Source organism: Nitrospira sp. Ecomares 2.1 (assembly GCF_965152585.1).
Genome location: NZ_OZ224219.1, coordinates 767,575 through 780,682, shown reverse-complemented (window position 1 = coordinate 780,682; position 13,108 = coordinate 767,575). Strand labels below are relative to the sequence as shown.

The 13,108-nt window shown below is 48.6% G+C and carries 13 protein-coding genes and 1 tRNA gene; 1 reads left to right on the top strand and 13 read right to left on the bottom strand.

Translation table 11 applies throughout. The annotated features are described in order from the left end of the window. The 6 genes from ACWHYD_RS03695 to ACWHYD_RS03670 form a co-directional block, all read right to left on the bottom strand. Entirely contained in the window at positions 1-393 is a 393-nt protein-coding gene (locus ACWHYD_RS03695) for a CBS domain-containing protein (protein ID WP_447964569.1), read from the bottom strand. A 67-nt stretch (positions 394-460) separates the two neighbouring features. Then, a complete protein-coding gene (cobA, locus tag ACWHYD_RS03690; RefSeq protein WP_447964568.1) occupies positions 461-2,032 on the bottom strand; it encodes a uroporphyrinogen-III C-methyltransferase in 1,572 nt (523 codons plus the stop codon). Then, the gene (hemC, locus tag ACWHYD_RS03685) at positions 2,029-2,979 is read right to left on the bottom strand and encodes a hydroxymethylbilane synthase (protein ID WP_447964567.1); all 951 of its coding nucleotides are present in this window, start codon (positions 2,977-2,979) and stop codon (positions 2,029-2,031) included. Before hemC ends, cobA begins: the two co-directional genes overlap by 4 nt. Continuing rightward, complete coding sequence (gene hemA, locus ACWHYD_RS03680) at positions 2,976-4,334, bottom strand: glutamyl-tRNA reductase (RefSeq protein ID WP_447964566.1); 1,359 nt, start codon at positions 4,332-4,334, stop codon at positions 2,976-2,978. Before hemA ends, hemC begins: the two co-directional genes overlap by 4 nt. After that, complete coding sequence (locus ACWHYD_RS03675) at positions 4,331-5,140, bottom strand: cytochrome C assembly family protein (protein WP_447964565.1); 810 nt, start codon at positions 5,138-5,140, stop codon at positions 4,331-4,333. Before ACWHYD_RS03675 ends, hemA begins: the two co-directional genes overlap by 4 nt. 203 nt (positions 5,141-5,343) lie before the next feature. Beyond that, positions 5,344-5,475 carry a hypothetical protein gene (locus ACWHYD_RS03670; protein WP_447964564.1) on the bottom strand — a complete coding sequence of 44 codons (132 nt, stop codon included), beginning with the start codon at positions 5,473-5,475 and terminating at the stop codon, positions 5,344-5,346. 428 nt (positions 5,476-5,903) lie between these two features. Between ACWHYD_RS03670 and rsmI the strand changes: the two genes are divergently transcribed. After that, entirely contained in the window at positions 5,904-6,650 is a 747-nt protein-coding gene (rsmI, locus tag ACWHYD_RS03665) for a 16S rRNA (cytidine(1402)-2'-O)-methyltransferase (RefSeq protein WP_447964563.1), read from the top strand. Here rsmI and ACWHYD_RS03660 read toward each other — a convergent pair. The 7 genes from ACWHYD_RS03660 to ACWHYD_RS03630 all read right to left on the bottom strand — a co-directional run bounded on the left by ACWHYD_RS03660 (position 6,632) and on the right by ACWHYD_RS03630 (position 13,008). Further along, a complete protein-coding gene (locus ACWHYD_RS03660; RefSeq protein ID WP_447965819.1) occupies positions 6,632-6,856 on the bottom strand; it encodes a sulfurtransferase TusA family protein in 225 nt (74 codons plus the stop codon). The genes rsmI and ACWHYD_RS03660 overlap by 19 nt on opposite strands. A 139-nt stretch (positions 6,857-6,995) precedes the next feature. Further along, on the bottom strand, positions 6,996-7,751 hold the full coding sequence (locus ACWHYD_RS03655) for a hypothetical protein (protein WP_447964562.1): 756 nt from the start codon (positions 7,749-7,751) through the stop codon (positions 6,996-6,998). A gap of 247 nt (positions 7,752-7,998) precedes the next feature. Further along, positions 7,999-8,085: transfer RNA gene (locus ACWHYD_RS03650), tRNA-Leu, on the bottom strand. A gap of 153 nt (positions 8,086-8,238) precedes the next feature. Further along, entirely contained in the window at positions 8,239-10,455 is a 2,217-nt protein-coding gene (gene recG / locus ACWHYD_RS03645) for an ATP-dependent DNA helicase RecG (RefSeq protein WP_447964561.1), read from the bottom strand. Between the two features lie 544 nt (positions 10,456-10,999). Next, complete coding sequence (locus tag ACWHYD_RS03640; protein WP_447964560.1) at positions 11,000-11,479, bottom strand: hypothetical protein; 480 nt, start codon at positions 11,477-11,479, stop codon at positions 11,000-11,002. 225 nt (positions 11,480-11,704) lie between these two features. Then, complete coding sequence (locus ACWHYD_RS03635; RefSeq protein ID WP_447964559.1) at positions 11,705-12,418, bottom strand: hypothetical protein; 714 nt, start codon at positions 12,416-12,418, stop codon at positions 11,705-11,707. An 80-nt stretch (positions 12,419-12,498) separates the two neighbouring features. Then, on the bottom strand, positions 12,499-13,008 hold the full coding sequence (locus ACWHYD_RS03630; protein ID WP_447964558.1) for a hypothetical protein: 510 nt from the start codon (positions 13,006-13,008) through the stop codon (positions 12,499-12,501). Between the last annotated feature and the right edge of the window lie 100 nt (positions 13,009-13,108).

Below are 13,108 nucleotides of genomic sequence, written 5' to 3'. Positions count from 1 at the left end.
TTACTTTCGAGGAAGATTCGTTAAAAAGACCACGAGATCCCGCACGGAGATCATCCCCACCATATTCCCAGCCTGGGTCACTCCCAGGTGCCGAATATGTTCTTTAGCCATGAGATCATTTGCATCCAACAGGGTTCGATCTCCCTCGATACTGACAATCGGAGCAGACATAATTTTTTCAACCGTCGTCCGCATCGGGTCCGCACCCGCAGCAACCACACGTCGAACCAAATCCGTATCGGTTAAAATGCCGATGATTTCCTCTCCACTGGTCACAATCACACTCCCGATTCCATTATCCCGCATCATTTCTGCAGCGGTCTTGACCAAAATGTCCCGGTCAACTTTGACAATTTTATCTACAGGGACCATACAAGATTTTACAGGAACCATGACGCTACTCCTCCCATCAATCGGTTAACAAAACGTGGTGTCTGAAACTTCCTCCACCATAGAATAATTATGAAGACGAGACCAATCGCGTATCCTTCGGAGCTTGCTGGGCATGAATGATTATGGCATCGACCAACGCCGGAACCGTACTCTCCAACGCCATGACATCCACCGACAACCCTTCTTCCTGAACGGTTTGAGCTGTGATCGGGCCAATGACCGCCACGATCAAATGCCGGGTTAATTCCTGCAATTCTTGGCGATTCTCAAACAACTGACAAAAATTCCTCACCGTGGAAGAACTGGTAAAGGTCACATATTGAATTTCCCTATTGCGAAGGCGATCGCGAAGAAGGCCAATATCGACCGAAGGAGGGAGCGCTTGATAGGCATGAACCACATGAACCGTGGCACCCATGGCTTCCAACTGGTCAGGGAGAATCTCGCGTGCCACTTTGGCTCGAGGAATCAAAACCCGTTGACCGGAGACCCCCAACCCGCCGAGCGCCTGCAAAATTCCTTCTGCCTGAAAATCCTGAGGAACCAGATCCGATGCAATCCCCCAACGAGCAGCCTCTTCCCGCGTCCGAGGACCAATACAACACACACGGATTCCAGCCAAACTCCTTACATCTTTATGATGAAACCAGAGACGTTTTATAAATGATTGCACACCATTCACACTCGTAAAGATCACCCAATCGTATGTCGAAATGGCAGCAATCGCCTCATCCACAGGAGACCAACTATCAGGAGGATGAATCTCCAACGTTGGACATTCCACCGGTTCCGCCCCCTGCCCCGCCAACAAGTTTGAAAGAGCCGGGGCCTGGGCACGAGGTCTGGTCACTAAGACACCTTGTCCAAACAGAGGCCTTGATTCATGCCAGTTCAGTCGTTCACGCAACCGAACGACTTCACCCACAACAATCACGGATGGCGGACTCATATCTGCCCGAGAGGCTAATCCCACAATGTCGGATAAGGTACCCACCACTGTTCGTTGACGAGCATAGGTCCCCCACCTGATCACCGCCACGGGAGTCGTCGCAGGCTTGCCTTCTTGAATGAGCCGGGCCACAATCTGCGGAAGATTTTTCATGCCCATTAAAAATACCAGGGTCCCTTCAGCCGAAGCGAGACGCGGCCATTCCATCGCACTCGATGGTTTCGTCGGATCTTCATGGCCGGTCACAAATGCGACCGTCGAGGCGAGAGTCCGGTGCGTCACGGGAATACCAGCATAAGCCGGCACAGCCACGGCAGCGGTCACTCCAGGCACAACTTCGAATGGGATCCCTGCGTCAGCAACCACTTCGGCTTCTTCACCTCCACGGCCAAACACAAAAGGATCCCCACCCTTGAGTCGCACAACACACTTACCTTCTTGAGCCTTCCTCACCAACAAGACATGAATCTCTGCCTGATCTCGGTAAACCCCACGCCCTTTTCGCCCGACATAAATACACTCGGCATGAGAAGGGGCAAATTTCAACAACTCCGGATTAGCCAGGTGATCGTAGAGCACCACATCCGCCTGCTCTAAACATTCCCTCCCCCGTAAGGTCAGCAACTTGGCATCTCCGGGCCCAGCTCCTACTAAAAAAACCCGACCATGATTTGGAACTGATTTGGTCATGCCATCCCATAAATTTCCTGGAGAATGGGCTTCGCCCCCCCATCCAACAGTTGTTCAGCCACCCTCGTGCCAATTGAAGCAGCCTCCCCATTTGGCCCCGATAGCACCTGACGGATATATCGTTTCCCATCAAGACTGGCAACCAACCCCACAAGAGTCAACGTGTCCCCGTGGATAGTCGCATAACCTGCAATTGGAACCTGACATCCGCCTTCAAGACCTGCAAGCAATGCTCGTTCAGCAGTAACCGCAATCCTGGTGGACCGATGTTCAAACTGCCCAACCAGATCTCGAACCCAGATATCATCTTTTCGTCCTTCCAGACCTAACGAACCTTGCCCAATTGCCGGCACACTCACATCCACGGACAAATACTCCGTCACCTCTTGATCCCAACCCAAGCGCTTGAGGCCTGAGGCGGCAAGAATAATGGCATCATAATGACCTTCGCGAACCTTGCGAAGTCGGGTATCAACATTCCCACGCAACATCGCAATCTCAAGATCCGGACGCGCATGTAACAACTGCGCCTGTCTTCGCAAACTACTGGTTCCGACTCGTGCACCAACCGGCAATGTGGCTAAAATATGGCCTTCATGCGCAATCAACGCATCCCTGGGATCCTCTCGCTCGGGAACACAAACAATCTCCAGTCCTTCAGGTAACTCTGAAGGCACGTCTTTCATGCTATGCACCGCTAGATCAATATCTTGTCTCAGCAAAGCTTCTTCTATTTCTTTAACAAACAGCCCCTTTCCTCCAATTTTGGCCAAAGGTACATCTTGAATTTTATCCCCACTGGTTTGGATGCGCTTCAGAATGACAGAAATATCCGGAGCAAGGGCTTTGAGCTGGCGTTGCACCCATTCAGCTTGCCATATGGCTAATTGGCTTCCTCGTGTTCCCACGATGAGCGTCGATCGTGCTCGACTATCCGTCTGATTCACATGCCATCCTTTTGCGGCAGGGGCTCCCCACTGACGCCATCACCCGTCTCATCTTCTAGAAGCTGGACCTCTTCAGAGTGAATCTCCCGTTCCCGCAGTTCAAAAAACCGGCGAGCGGCTTCAATAAACGCAAATCCATTTTGAGATTGCGCTTCGGTTTTTAAGGTCACGACCGGACCATGCAGTAATTTATTCACAATTGCGGAGGCCAGCCCTTCAATGGCAGCCCGCTCCTTCGGCGACAATTCCCCCAAACGACCGAAGACTTTCTCCAACTCCCCCCGCTTGATCTCTTCCGCTTTTTTTCTCAGGGCCACTATAGTGGGGGTTGCCTCCAGTCCGCGAACCCAGGCCACCATGCTGCCGACTTCTTCTCTCACCATGGACTCGGCGGTTTCAGCTTCTTTCAGTCGTTCTTCCTGATTATGCCCCACATGGGCCTTGAGATCATCAATGTCAAACACATAGGCGTTATCAACATCCTTGACCGCCGGATCAATATTTCGAGGAACGGTGATATCAATCAAAAACATTGGTCGGTTCATTCGATGATACACTGCCATCTCGATATCATCTTTGGTAATGACATAGTGGGGAGCACCGGTGGCGCAAATCACAATATCCACTTTGGGAAGCGTGCTTCGAAGCTGTTCATACGGAACCGCCTGTCCATGGAAGCGTTCGGCCAGTGCAAAAGCACGATGATGATTCCGATTCGTAATGAGGACCTCCTTCACACCCTGATTCACCAGGTGTTGGGCCGCCAATTTTCCCATCTCCCCTGCCCCCACTAATAATACGACTCGTTGCTTCAGATTCGAAAAAACTTTTTTGGCTAATTCCACAGCGGCATAGCTGACGGAAACCGCATATTCCCCAATCCGCGTATTCGTCCGAACACTTTTGCCAACCGAAATCGCCTTCTTGACGACCTTATTAAGAATGACTCCGGAGGAACGATGAGTCAAAGCCAACTCATAGGCTTCCTTGACCTGCCCTAGAACCTGGGGTTCTCCCACGACCATGGAATCTAAACTCGCCGACACACGAAACAAATGCGCGATAGCTTCATCCTCACTGTATCGATACAGGTGAGGGAGTAAATCCTCGGAGGATAAGGAGAAATGGGTTGAGACCAAAAAATCTTCTAATTGACGAAAGCCCCATTCACCATTTTCCACGACGGCATACACTTCAACCCGGTTACAGGTCCCCAGATACATGGCTTCTTTAATACCTGAATAAGCCATGAGCCGTCCTAACGCCTCTCCCATCCGGCTATCCTGGATAGCCAAAAGTTCACGAAGTTCAACAGAAGCCGTCCGATGATTGAGGCCTAACACGATAATATTCATAGCGGTGACATCGGTTGCGGACTTTTGATAAGGATGCCAACAAAAGTTAAAATTACTCCGGCAAATCCCACAATGGTTAGATAGGCGGCCTTTTTCGCCCTCCATCCGGCCGTCACTCTTCCCATCAAGACCGCGAAATAAAAAAACCAGGTAATAAGCGCCCAAATTTGCTCAGAGTTCCAACTTAAATATGAACCAATCGTCAATTGAGCGGAAACTGCCCCTGTCAGGATTCCCAAGGTTAATAGGGGAAACCCAAAAAGGATAGATCGTTGATTTAATGAATCCAAAAAATCCAGCGGCGGGAGCTTGAAAGATAACACATTAAATTGCTTGGACTTCAAAAGGCGCTCCTGCATCACATACATCAACCCAGCCACGAAGGCCACAGCAAATCCGATGGTACCCAAAATACTCAGGGTCACATGCACCCAGACCGTCTGAAAAACCGGGGCAAGAGTGCCAGATGACTGAGGCGCAAGAGTTGCCGAAACGAGAGACAGAAATGCCAAGGGAAGGATAAATGCGCCCAACACCGCTAAACCCCTTTTTAGGCCAACCACCAAAAAAACCAGCACTAACCCCCAGGCAAAAAATGACATCGCATCCTTAAAGGTCATAATAGGGATATGCCCCGTCGATACCAGAGCCATAATAAGCGCCGAAGTATGAGAGAAAAACCCTAATCCCGTGGCCACAAGTGAAATTTTGGCGATGACATCAGAACGATGCCAGAGATATAAAAGGAAAAGGAGCGTGCCTCCAAAATAAAAGCCCATGGTGAGAAATGGCAGCAATTCAGGCATTGAATATCCTAGTAAAGAAGCATGCAGAGAAACCCATGTCGAGTATAGATCTGGCTCTATAGAAGGTCAAGAAAATCAACGAGTTACCATTCATCTATATAAGGAAAACCAGAATTCCCCCAACATAACTTATGCAGTGCTGGGGGAAGATCCACCACAAAGGTTTTAAGCTTGCCCGATCACACTAGCCTCCTATCAAAAATTTATGACAACGCTGCAATATTCTCGTCTTCCGCCATTCTATTTATAGGAATCGCACTAATCACGATTTCACGAAATTCATTAGGGAAAACCAAAAGGCTGGCGGCAGCTTCTTCGATTCCCTGCCTGACCATGAAGATACCCTATCACGGTGGCAATTAGCGTTCATCGTAATGTTAAGGAGGCGACTTCTAACGCCAGGACTTAAACCCTAAAAAGCCATGTTTGGGGATACAATACGCCAATAATCTGTGACACCAAGCCGCCCAAAGACCGATGATTCAATGACGATAGTCCATGGTCGTGAATGAGCATATGGGTAACAACGAAATTTGATAATAAGGAGGTTGAAATCACCCGAAGAATATCCTGATATTTCAAATCATCCACATCCCGAACCCAAAGCTACCTGTCCTGCAATCTATGGTCGTCAGTTATCCATCCATTCATGCCATTTCATATTGAAACAAAGGGACGAGGCAAGTAGGACTGAACCTTTCTGGACAATGGCAGACTCACCCAGTACCATCTCAACCTTGCCTTACATCATATTCCCTACACCATGACCGGAACACTCTATATTGTCAGCACTCCTATCGGTAATCTGGAAGATATGACCTTTCGGGCTATCCGCATTCTAAAAGAAGTGGCCATTATTGCAGCTGAGGACACTCGGCGTACACAAAAACTCTGCACCTATTATCATATCGGCACACCACTCACCAGTTACCACGATTTCAATAAGGAGGAGAAAACCGAAATTCTCCTCCATCGTCTCCAGGAAGGAAGTTCGGTTGCATTGGTGTGCGATGCCGGAACTCCTCTTATTTCTGATCCAGGTTTTTATCTGGTTCGTCAGGCCATCAAGGCAAACATTCCACTTATTCCAATTCCAGGACCTTCCTCTGTTCTTACGGCATTATGTGTGTCAGGCCTACCAACGGATCGATTTATCTTTGAGGGATTTGTTCCAAGAAAACCAGGGGCAAGGGAAAAATTTTTTCAAAATCTTAAAGAAGAGAAAGGAACCATTATTGTCTTTGAAACCCAGCATCGGATTCTTAAAACATTACAGGTCATCACTACTGTCATGGGAAACAGAAACATCGTATTGACACGAGAACTGACAAAAATCAACGAAGAAATACTGCGAGGGGAAATAGAAGAAGTGACTCAACAGTTAAAAGCAAAATCAATAAAAGGAGAAATAACGCTTTTAATTCAAGGGGTACCTCAACGAAGTAAAAGGCAATTTGAACCAGAACCCGAAAGTACTAGCTCGAGCGCCCATCACACACCTACCTTCTGAATAACCACAAGGTAATAGTGTTCAACTTTTTCCTGTTTAAGGATCTGGTGACCCTCATTGGTAATACTTTGAGGGACATTTCGAATTGGTTCGCCTTCATCCAACAACACTCTCAATTGGGACCCGACTTCTAAAGATTCCAGCTTAAGCTTCGTCTTCACGAAATTGTACGGACAAATCACACCTCGAAGATCCAATTCTTCCATGTTCACTCAATCTTCTCCCGCCGTCAGCTTATTAACAGAATCGTACTTTCTTCGAATGATTACCTAAATAATAAAAGAGCGTGCCGGATATTGCCCGGCACGCTCTTTTCAAGCACAAAACAATTTTATAACCAGGAACCTATTGAACAGTCCCCTTGTTATAGTTCTTGCGATCATCTCCGTAGTCCGTCGCAACGGTTTTGTCCGTCTTTTCATTGACAGTTGTAGGTTGAGGGGCACATTGCCAGCAAGGAGCAGCACCGGTCATCACACCAAGCTCACTCACGATGCCAGAAGCTACTGATCCTGGCTGAACGGCCCCAGCAGGAACACCAGTCATGCTGTCATTCATAATATTTTGACCCTGTGCCATGTTAGGATCAGGCCCTTGACCAAACCCGCCCTTAAAGTTGGGGTTGTCGATCCCTCCTAGCAATTGACTCCCGTCTAATACATACACATCACGAACTAACTTTCGACCCGTTCCATATTTTTGGGTCTCTGTTGTCTCGTTCTCCGCTTGAACGGTTACATAGTCGCCCTTACCAATTGCCTTCAAATTCTCATAATTCGTCTTGTCGTCTAAATACAGGGTCATGATGTTCAAAGACCCTCTGAGGGTCTGCCGTTCATCCTGCGAACTCCCTCCTTTAATGAGGTACAACTTGTGGCTTGACAGATCAATGGCCATAACTTCTCCCTGAATGGTCTCATTCGCCGAGAGATACCGTAACATATCGTCTTGGTCCATCACCCGTGACCTGTCACCTACACCCTGGGATTCCCCGACACCTGTACCATACCCTACATGCTGTGGTTGACGCTCTTGCGCCACCGCCACGCTGACCGAGCCTGCAAAAATCATTGCTAATCCAAAATACCCTACCTTCCGCATGTGGCTCCTCCTTGGAAGTGTGAGTTAATAATCAAAAAAACGAACTAATACAAATATACGATTTTATTTCAGGATCAAGGGCACCAACTATAGTCAAGGCGGTAGCCCCTGTCAAGTCAATATTTGACACCAATTCTCCGGTCTCCATACTCGAATTACCCCTGATGAATATCACCCGAATCCGATATGTAACCTATGATGAATTTTACTTTATCCATGTCACAAAAATATCTTACAGAAGTTATGCTGGTGCCCGGAGGGAGGGTCGAACTCCCACTCTCGTGAAAGAACCGGATTTTGAGTCCGGCGCGTCTGCCAGTTCCGCCATCCGGGCAATGATAGTTTGGCATGAGATATCTACCATGAACCTCCTGACAGGTCAATCCAGATAGGATTCCTATCTTCTACGTAGGATTAACCCTTTCACTATCATCTCATCTCATCTCATTTCATTGGATTACTGCAGAAATAATCATGCCTCTTCGTTTTACCCAATAGCCCCCAACGCCAACTTTTCACTCCACTTGCGACAAAGGGTTTCCTTGAGGGTGTGATGTTCAGGAAGGATCAACGCAGGATCACGTTCCAATAATTCCACTGCCATCTGCTTGGCTTTTATTAATAACCCGGTATCTCGAGCCAAATCTGCCACACGAAAATCGATATCTCCCCATTGCTTTACTCCAAGAACATGCCCAGGCCCCCGAATTTTCAAATCTTCTTCCGCCAAGGCAAACCCATCTTCACATTGCGCAAATACGCCGAGTCGTCGACGGGCCGTTGATCGAGAGAACGCTTTCGCTTCCGAGCTATCGAGGATCTCATTGGCAAACTTTTGACCCGCCTCAAGTTTCATGGGCATTTGCTGAGAGTAGGGCGGAATTTTTCCCAAGGCATGAATCAGAAGGCAATATCCTTGATGAAGACCTCGCCCGACCCGACCACGCAATTGGTGAAGTTGCGCCAGCCCGAAACGTTCCGCATGCTCAATAAGCATGACCGTCGCATTATGAACGTCCAAACCCACCTCGACCACAGTGGTGGCCACCAACACATCAATCTCTTTCTTTTTAAATTGGGCCATGACCATCTGCTTTTCGCGGGAAGGCAAGCGACCATGCAACAAACCGAGACGAAAGGGAGAAAATTCTTCGCGTAATTGATCGGCAGCCTCAACGGCTGCTTGCAAATCTATTTTTTCTGATGGTTCAACGAGCGGATACACCACATAGGCCTGCCGCCCCGCTTCTAATTCCTTTCGCATCACACGATGTGCTTCTTTCCGTTGACCGGTCGGGAACAACATCGTCTTTACAGGTTTTTTCCCTGGAGGAAACTGATCAATCACCGACACGTCCAAATCGCCATAAAGCGTCATCGCTAAGGTCCTGGGAATAGGCGTGGCGGTCATCACCAACACATCGGGATGCCAGGCCGCTTTTCCACGAAGCTGTGCGCGCTGCAGCACGCCGAATTTGTGTTGCTCATCCACAATCACCAACCCAAGCTTGGCAAAATTCACATCAGGCTGTAATAACGCATGTGTACCCACCACCACCTGCACATGACCTGACTGGATTCCTGCGAGAATTTTGCCTCGCTCGCGGCCTGTTTGCCCGCCTTTCAACAGGAGACAACGGATACCTAGGGCCTCAAACAACGGAAACAACGATAAATAATGCTGCTCACTCAACACTTCTGTCGGTGCCATCAGCGCGGCTTGATACCCAGACCCACAGGCCATCACGATGGCATGAAGAGCCACCACCGTTTTCCCACACCCGACATCTCCTTGCAGGAGGCGATTCATACAGGTTGGCCGTCCCATATCCTGGCTAATTTCCTGGATCACACGCTCCTGTGCGGAAGTGAGCGAGAAAGGCAACACAGTTTTCAGCTGTTCGACCAACGGATTGCGAACAGCAAAGGCGATGCCTTCAATGTCCTGAGTCTGCCCCTGGCGCCGCATGGCGAGTGCTAATTGCAGGAGAAACATTTCTTCAAACGCCAACCGCCTATGCTCGGGAGTTGCCTGTTGATTCAGGGCCTCCACAGAACGCTCCTGATTGGGAAAATGTAAGACAGGTAACGCCTCTGGAAGGGTTGGGACCCCCAGTTGCATGCGCATCGCCGTCGGCAACATCTCTTGCAGCTGGTCGGCATAATGGTCAAAAATTAATCGAATAATTCGTCGAATCTGCTTGGAGCTCAACCCATTCGTCTCATGATAGACCGGAACAATCCGTCCCCCCGACATGTCCGGCAATTCGTCCTCATCCAACAATTCATACTCCGGCCCGCGCATCGTCATCGGTAGGCTTCCGGAAGAATTGGGCAAGACTGAACCGGTCAATAGCAAGGAGACACCTGGCGCAAAAGTTTTCTCCAGGTAGGGCTGGTTAAAAAACACGCATTCGATAAGACCCGTCTCATCCCTCACCGTAACTGTGACGACGACCAGACCTCTTCGAGAGGTGGTTTTCACCAACACTTTCTGTACTCTGCCTTTAATGGTGGCCTTCATGCCTGGGAGAAGGTTCCCGATGGGCAACACTTCCAAGCGGTTTTCGTATCGCCAGGGTAAAAACCAGAAAGCATCCTCTAATGTCAGTACTCCCAATTTTTCCAGCAAGCGAGCCCTTCTGGGCCCCACCCCTTTGGCAAATTGAATGGGAATCTCAGAGAGGGAGGATGGAGTCGGCATGATGATTACAAAAAGCCTATTGCACCAGAACCGGAAGTCTTAGACCGAACGACCCTGCGGGAATGTGCTCGAACCAGCCCAATCTCCATAAAAGGGCTTATGAGAAATTTGAGGGTGGAAAACGATTAATCCAGATATCACAGATTGCCTGTGAAACGTACGAAGAGAATGGATTGGTGTCAAGAGAAGATTGACATGCGTCATTTTTTGCCAGCCGTGTAGTCCCGCGATACAGGCGAGTTAGCCGACAATTTAAAATAGCCGTCTTGTGTGTGGATTGTCTTTGCGATTCCGCTGGTCTTATTCCGGAACCCGATTCCGGTGACCGGCAACAGCCAAACTTGCAAGGAATTGGTGAGCTTGTCCTCTTCAAATCACTATTCGCAAGTCAGTTCAAGAATATCCGTACCTTGATGCAATGGACACATTGCATACCCGGTAGTTTTCACATCAAGAAAATACTGGATGCCCCACCTTCTGAAAAAAGTGGTGAGGACATCAAAGAAAAGATTTCGGAAGACCCAATCCTATGGATGGGAAGAGACTACTTCGTGCCTCGCAAAGGCTCCAGGAGTTTGGAACGATACCCCTTCGCCGGATGGGTCGGAGCTGTGTCTTTCGCCGTGAAATTATCAATAATGTCATCGAAACGTTGCGCACACCCCTTCACATCATTCGGGTCGACCCGGCAAGAGACACACGCGGCATAACTCATGGCATAAATACGATTTACATCTCCGGCGTCCGGATAATTTTTTTGGAGGGCGCTTTGTAAATCAGTATCAAGCTTGCCTCCAGCCAAGCTAGACATGAGACCTGATATTTCCGCACCAAATTTCTTGACCTTATGTTGATCCTCTGTCGACAAGTCTTCCGGAAGCGGGCAGGTATTGGGTTTAATGACAACCGAATCGACTCTGTGCTGCTGCTGACATCCGAAGAGCATGGTCAGCATGCTGACCAACGCAAGGCCCATCATAAACGAATAACGTCGACCCCTTGCAGGAAATTTCAGATTCATCATGAATCCTCCTTTGTCAAGATAGGTTAGAAGCATACGTTCGAAGATCAACATTATGAGTTGAGGCACGTTGGATGGCAACCACGACAGAGATGAATGAAGGGTTCTTCCTCAATCGAAGCGAACGACTTCCGCAAAAAGCGGATGCAAAAATGAAGGCATTCTGCATTTCTTTTAAAGATGAAAGTCCCGGAACCAGCTAGAACTTCTAAGTAACTTGCAGGTTTTTCACCATGTTTTCTTGAAAAGGCGACGGATAGATCGGCTCCAGTAGACATAGGTTCCAAAGCCAAAGAGTCCCGTGAGCATCAACCACGCCGTATCAGGTTCAGGAATGGGCTGCGAACTTGATCCTGGCAACGAACCAGCAGGTATCGCTGTCCAACGCCCTTTGGTACCGAGGGCTGAGGTCTGTAGAGGTGGGCGCAGGTCAGGATTCCCCAGAAACAGGAGCGGCCTATTCCCTTCTGTTGGACCTATTCTTAGTTCCGTAAGGATTATTTTTTGCGCGCCTATCGTGTAGATAGTACCGGAGCCAAGGCTGAAATTTAAATTAGCATCCGATGTGGGGTCGGTGAGATCGAACTGACAGCCCGATGAACATGGAGCAGGCGTGATATCAATTCCCGGCATGGCTTGATTCCGACGAATGTTCCAGGAAAAATTCAAACGACTGTCGGTGAAATCCGGGATAGGGGATGTCTCCTTGTCTGGGTCGGCAAAGAACGTGAGGGTCGTGGTCACCATACCGAGATCCCCTCCGAAACTGAATTCTCTAAAATAGATGTATTCAGTGAGATCTGCCCTCGCATTGCCATCAGTCATAATTAGGCACACAAGAATGACGGATACGAGAATGACGAACCCACCAGTCAGATTTCGTAAAGTACGTGTGATCGCGCTCTTCTTCGGATAGTAGATGGTCGGTGAATGCAAGATCATGGGACGGCCCTCCGGATTACGTATGGATCATGATCAGTAAGGATGAATGAGCCATCAACCGTTCCCTCTCCACAGACATGTCATTTGGGGCATTCCAATTTTGACTCGCCGGGTTCAATGATCGTCACCACATGCGACACATCGTAATCATCGTAGTATTCCGTGATGACCGAACAGGTGTTAGACACCGTCTTGAAACAATTTTTCACAGACTCAACCTTCGCGGTTAAATTATGCTTTTCAGATCCGAACGCGGCGACTTCGGTGATCACATCGACATGGCCAAAGCACGCATTGTGACTATCCGGCATGGTTTGCCCTTTTCGCAGGGTTATCAATAAATGAAAATCCTTGGTATCTCTGCCGAAAGGCGGCACCACTTGTTTGTGAGTAAAAACTTTCGGCTCTGCACCAGGCTGAATTTCCTGGTCATTCACATGTATGCCCGTTTCTTCCCAAAGCGTCGCATACACTGGAGTTGAGGTTTTATTGTGCACATAAAATAAGACTTCGTCATCGTCACCGCCAAAAGCCAAAGGGGTATAGGCAAAAAGAAAGAACAAGGATAAAACTCGTGCGAGCCTGTTCATGATCCACCTCACGTATTAGAAATCAAAAACTAGAAAAACCTAGGATAGGCTGAGGTTGAAACAGAATCAAGTAAATAAGGATGTGTCCCACGACGTTCAA

What these genes read in the sequence shown, in the direction of transcription:
- ACWHYD_RS03695 (WP_447964569.1), bottom strand. Translation starts at nt 393, where the DNA reads ATGGTTCCTGTAAAATCTTGTATGGTCCCTGTAGATAAAATTGTCAAA.
- cobA (WP_447964568.1), bottom strand. Translation starts at nt 2,032, where the DNA reads ATGACCAAATCAGTTCCAAATCATGGTCGGGTTTTTTTAGTAGGAGCT.
- hemA (WP_447964566.1), bottom strand. Translation starts at nt 4,334, where the DNA reads ATGAATATTATCGTGTTAGGCCTCAATCATCGGACGGCTTCTGTTGAA.
- ACWHYD_RS03675 (WP_447964565.1), bottom strand. Translation starts at nt 5,140, where the DNA reads ATGCCTGAATTGCTGCCATTTCTCACCATGGGCTTTTATTTTGGAGGC.
- ACWHYD_RS03670 (WP_447964564.1), bottom strand. Translation starts at nt 5,475, where the DNA reads ATGGTCAGGCAGGGAATCGAAGAAGCTGCCGCCAGCCTTTTGGTTTTC.
- rsmI (WP_447964563.1), top strand. Translation starts at nt 5,904, where the DNA reads ATGACCGGAACACTCTATATTGTCAGCACTCCTATCGGTAATCTGGAA.
- ACWHYD_RS03660 (WP_447965819.1), bottom strand. Translation starts at nt 6,856, where the DNA reads ATGGAAGAATTGGATCTTCGAGGTGTGATTTGTCCGTACAATTTCGTG.
- ACWHYD_RS03655 (WP_447964562.1), bottom strand. Translation starts at nt 7,751, where the DNA reads ATGCGGAAGGTAGGGTATTTTGGATTAGCAATGATTTTTGCAGGCTCG.
- recG (WP_447964561.1), bottom strand. Translation starts at nt 10,455, where the DNA reads ATGCCGACTCCATCCTCCCTCTCTGAGATTCCCATTCAATTTGCCAAA.
- ACWHYD_RS03640 (WP_447964560.1), bottom strand. Translation starts at nt 11,479, where the DNA reads ATGATGAATCTGAAATTTCCTGCAAGGGGTCGACGTTATTCGTTTATG.
- ACWHYD_RS03635 (WP_447964559.1), bottom strand. Translation starts at nt 12,418, where the DNA reads ATGATCTTGCATTCACCGACCATCTACTATCCGAAGAAGAGCGCGATC.
- ACWHYD_RS03630 (WP_447964558.1), bottom strand. Translation starts at nt 13,008, where the DNA reads ATGAACAGGCTCGCACGAGTTTTATCCTTGTTCTTTCTTTTTGCCTAT.